At 63.1% G+C, this 3,844-nt stretch carries 5 protein-coding genes; all 5 read right to left on the reverse strand.

The window, feature by feature from the left end; translation table 11 throughout:
- On the reverse strand, positions 1–412 hold a 412-nt coding region (locus tag RMO57_RS14770; protein ID WP_310387876.1), incomplete at its 3' end, for a flavodoxin-dependent (E)-4-hydroxy-3-methylbut-2-enyl-diphosphate synthase.
- A 30-nt stretch (positions 413–442) separates the two neighbouring features.
- A complete protein-coding gene (locus tag RMO57_RS14775) occupies positions 443–1,330 on the reverse strand; it encodes a helix-turn-helix domain-containing protein (protein ID WP_310387877.1) in 888 nt (295 codons plus the stop codon).
- A gap of 10 nt (positions 1,331–1,340) precedes the next feature.
- Positions 1,341–2,171 carry a type IV pilus biogenesis/stability protein PilW gene (pilW, locus tag RMO57_RS14780; RefSeq protein ID WP_310387879.1) on the reverse strand — a complete coding sequence of 277 codons (831 nt, stop codon included), beginning with the start codon at positions 2,169–2,171 and terminating at the stop codon, positions 1,341–1,343.
- Between the two features lie 23 nt (positions 2,172–2,194).
- Positions 2,195–3,328, reverse strand: coding sequence for a 23S rRNA (adenine(2503)-C(2))-methyltransferase RlmN (gene rlmN / locus RMO57_RS14785; protein WP_310387880.1), 1,134 nt, complete (start codon positions 3,326–3,328; stop codon positions 2,195–2,197).
- A 67-nt stretch (positions 3,329–3,395) separates the two neighbouring features.
- Entirely contained in the window at positions 3,396–3,821 is a 426-nt protein-coding gene (gene ndk / locus RMO57_RS14790; RefSeq protein WP_310387882.1) for a nucleoside-diphosphate kinase, read from the reverse strand.
- Between the last annotated feature and the right edge of the window lie 23 nt (positions 3,822–3,844).

Consider the following 3,844-nt stretch of genomic DNA (forward strand, 5'->3'; position numbering starts at 1 on the left):
CATTGCCCGGGTTGATGCGGTACTTCGACAGCGCCTCGGCACAAGCCGGAAAGTCGGTCAACAGGCGGTGGCCGTTGTAGTGGAAATCGCCCACCAGGGGCACTTCGATGCCCATACGGTCGAGTTGTTCGCGGATATGCGGCACGGCCTCGGCGGCCTCGGGCGTGTTGACGGTGATGCGCACCATCTCCGAGCCGGCAATCGCCAACTCCTTGACCTGGATGGCGGTGCCGATGACGTCGACGGTGTCGGTATTGGTCATCGACTGAATGCGCACCGGCGCGTCGCCGCCGACGGTGACGACACGGTCGCCCCACACCACCCGCGCCTGACGCGAACGTCGGGCGGCAGGCCGGGCGGCCGCGATCGCTTCTTCCAAGCTGCTGGTGGTGTCAATCAGAGTTGAGCTCATAGTCAGTCTTCAGTCAGTCAGTCAATCGGTTCAGTTCAGATCCAAGCGAGCCACATTGTTCTGGCTCTGCCCGGCGAGATCAACCTTGCTGCCTCGCAGCAGCAACTCGGTACCGGCCACATTGCCAACCTTGACCTTCAATGGCGGCAGGCCGGCGAGGCTTTGCTCTTCGCCCGCGCGCAAGGTTCTGGACAGCAAGACCTGACCACGCGCATCGACCACCTCGACCCAGGACTCGGCCGTGATCCTGACGACCAGGGGCACCGATCCAGCCGGGGCAACGACGGCGGCAAGCATCGGAGCCGATGCGGCAGTGGGCACGGGACTGGTCAATGGCAGGGGCACAGCCTCAAGCGCCACGGCCGACGCAGCCACGGCCGGCTCGATCAGCGTCGGCTCCAAGGCGGGCGGATTGGCCTGCGGTGTGGCAATGACCTCGGGCGCCGTCGGTTGCGGCTGACTCAATCGCTCCACCCAGCCGGCCGGCATCAAATACACCGCCGCCGCGGCCAGTAACAACAACAGCGAGCCCCACACCAGCGGGCGCTGCAACATGGCCAACGACAGGCCCTCGGCGCGGCCATCATGCTCACGGTAGGCCTGATTCAGGCCGCGCGAGACCATCAGCTCCGACTCATTGCCGCGCGGCAACAAGGCCAGCACGGCTGTCGCGTCGACCTTCAACACTCCGCACATGGCCTTGGCCAAGGCGCGCGCAAAGGTCACGTCGGGCAGGTCCTGCCAGCGATCGGCCTCCAAGGCCTCCAGCTTGGCCTGCGGCACTTTCAACATCGCCGCCATCGCGCCAATGTGCAAACCTTGCTTGCTGCGCAGCTCGCGCAACAGGGCGCCGGCGCTTGAGCCCGTGGCCGCCTTGGCCAACAAGGGCTGGTCGGCCTCGCTCAGGTCTGAAGACATGCGTTCTCTCTCATTCATCGAATCGGCCATCGTCCAAGGCCTGCCGCTCGGGCGAGTCAGGATGCTTGCGCCGCAAGCTCTGACTTAGCTCATCCACCAATCTTGTATTGCCCAGCCGGCGCTCGATCCGCAGGGCCAGCCACAGACTTTGCGCATTGCTGTACTCGGGCTGCGCGTTGACGCGCTTGATGTAAAACTGAGCCCGCTCATACTGCCGGTTACGGTACAAGACTTCGGCAAAATTGACTGCCACGGCCGGGCTGGCAGGATCGTACTCGAAGGCCTTGGCCAAGCTGCGTTCGGCCTCGGCCATACGGCCAGAGCGCGCTTCGCAGATGCCCTTGGCCATCAGGGTCCTGGACGGCGCGGCGTAGTTTGGCTGCGCTACAGCCAAGTCAAACTGCACATCCGCCTCGGCCCAGCGCTGCTGCTGACACAACAACCAGCCATAGTTGTGCAAGGTATCCGGGTCACGGGGGAAGAGCTGCAAGGCGCGCTTGAAACTGTCTTCGGCCAGCCTGGGCTCACCCATGGCGGCATAGATCAGGCCGCGCAAATTGACCGCCTCGCGCAGATCGGGCTTCAGGCTAAGCGCCAGCTTGACCTCGTCCAAGGCGGTGTTGAACTGACCACGGCCGAAGTAGGCAGCAGCCAGCTCCATGCGCACACTGGCGCGCCGATCGGCGTCGGTCTGGTCGGAAGCGGTGCGCGGCTCTTCAGCCCTGGATCCTGGCTGCACGGCACAAGCACTGATCAACCCGAACAGGGCGGCGCCTGCCAGGCAAGCACTCAGGCGCTCCCAAGCGCTAGGCGGACGAGACGCTGACAAGGCAATTTTCATGCGTAAAAACTCGTGGTTGGCATTCAGGAAAGATCCGCGCCTTTTACCATCATTGGCGCCCGCACCATCCGCACCTGCACCTGGGTGCGGTCCTGCACCTCGCCGGCCAACTGGCCGCACGCAGCGTCGATATCGTCGCCACGGGTCTTGCGCACCGTCGTCACCAAGCCGGATTGGATCAGGATTTCGGCAAATGCCATCACCCGTTCGCGCGAACTGCGCTTCAGCCCCGAGGCCGGGAAGGGGTTGAACGGGATCAGATTGATCTTGCAGGAGACATGGCCGCGCAGCAGCTCCACCAAGGCATGGGCCTGCTCGGGCGTGTCATTGACGCCGTCCAACATACAGTACTCGAACGTGATGAAGTCGCGCGGTGCCTTGTCCAGATAGCGATTGCAGGCCTCCAGCAGCTCGGCAATCGGGTACTTCTTGTTCAGCGGCACCAACTGATCGCGCAGCGGGTCGGTCGGCGAATGCAAGGAGACAGCCAGCGCCACCGGGCAGTCGTCGCGCAGGCGGTCGATCATCGGCACCACGCCCGAGGTCGACACCGTCACGCGGCGGCGCGACAGGCCGTAGCCATGGTCGTCCAGCATCATGCGCAGGGCCGGCACCAGGGCGCTGTAGTTCTGCAGCGGCTCGCCCATGCCCATCATGACGACGTTGGAGATGACGCGCTCGCTCTTGCCCAGGCGTTTGCGCAGGCTGTGCTCGGCATACCAAAGCTGGGCAATGATTTCGCCGGCCGAAAGATTGCGGCTAAAGCCCTGATGGCCGGTCGAGCAGAAGCGGCAGCCGACGGCGCAACCGGCCTGGCTGGAAATGCACAGCGTGCCGCGGTCGGTCTCGGGAATAAACACCGCCTCGACCGCATCGCCGGCGCCAACGTCAAACAGCCATTTGACCGTGCCGTCGGCGGAATTGTGTTCGGAGATCACCGGTAACGCCGTCACATGCGCCCGGGAAGCCAATTTGTCGCGCAGCGACTTGGCCAAGTCAGACATCTGATCAAAATCAGACGCGCCTTTTTGATGAATCCAACGAAACAACTGGGTGGCGCGAAAGCGCTTTTCACCCAGCTGCTCGCAGTACGCGGCCAGGCCCTCTAGATCGAAACCGAGCAGGTTCGTCAAACCAGGTAGGTTGACCGCGTCCATGATGATGCCTCTCGCTCTCAGGCCTCAAGGCCCGAGCGGCAGTGAGGCAAAACCAATTCAAGCCAGATTAGCGGCTGTAGACGTTCATGCCGGGGAAGAAGAACGCGATCTCGACGGCGGCTGTCTCAGCTGCGTCGGAACCGTGCACGGCATTGGCGTCGATGCTGTCGGCGAAGTCGGCGCGGATCGTGCCCTTCTCAGCCTTCTTAGGATCGGTGGCACCCATCAGATCACGGTGGGTCAGGATGGCGTTCTCGCCTTCCAGAGCCTGGATCATCACGGGACCGGAGATCATGAAAGTCACCAGGTCGTTGAAAAATGGACGGGCCTTGTGCACGCCGTAGAACGCTTCGGCTTCGCCGCGCGACAGGTGAGCCATGCGGGCCGCGACGATCTTCAGGCCAGCGCCTTCGAAACGTGCGTAGATCTGGCCGATGACATTCTTAGCCACGGCGTCGGGCTTGATGATGGAAAGGGTACGTTCGATAGCCATGGGTATTCTCCTGAAATCTTAGG

This window comes from Roseateles sp. (assembly GCF_031397715.1).
In the GTDB taxonomy this organism is placed as follows: Bacteria; Pseudomonadota; Gammaproteobacteria; order Burkholderiales; family Burkholderiaceae_C; genus Paucibacter_A.

What these genes read in the sequence shown, in the direction of transcription:
- ndk (WP_310387882.1), bottom strand. Translation starts at nt 3,821, where the DNA reads ATGGCTATCGAACGTACCCTTTCCATCATCAAGCCCGACGCCGTGGCT.
- RMO57_RS14775 (WP_310387877.1), bottom strand. Translation starts at nt 1,330, where the DNA reads ATGTCTTCAGACCTGAGCGAGGCCGACCAGCCCTTGTTGGCCAAGGCG.
- pilW (WP_310387879.1), bottom strand. Translation starts at nt 2,171, where the DNA reads ATGAAAATTGCCTTGTCAGCGTCTCGTCCGCCTAGCGCTTGGGAGCGC.
- rlmN (WP_310387880.1), bottom strand. Translation starts at nt 3,328, where the DNA reads ATGGACGCGGTCAACCTACCTGGTTTGACGAACCTGCTCGGTTTCGAT.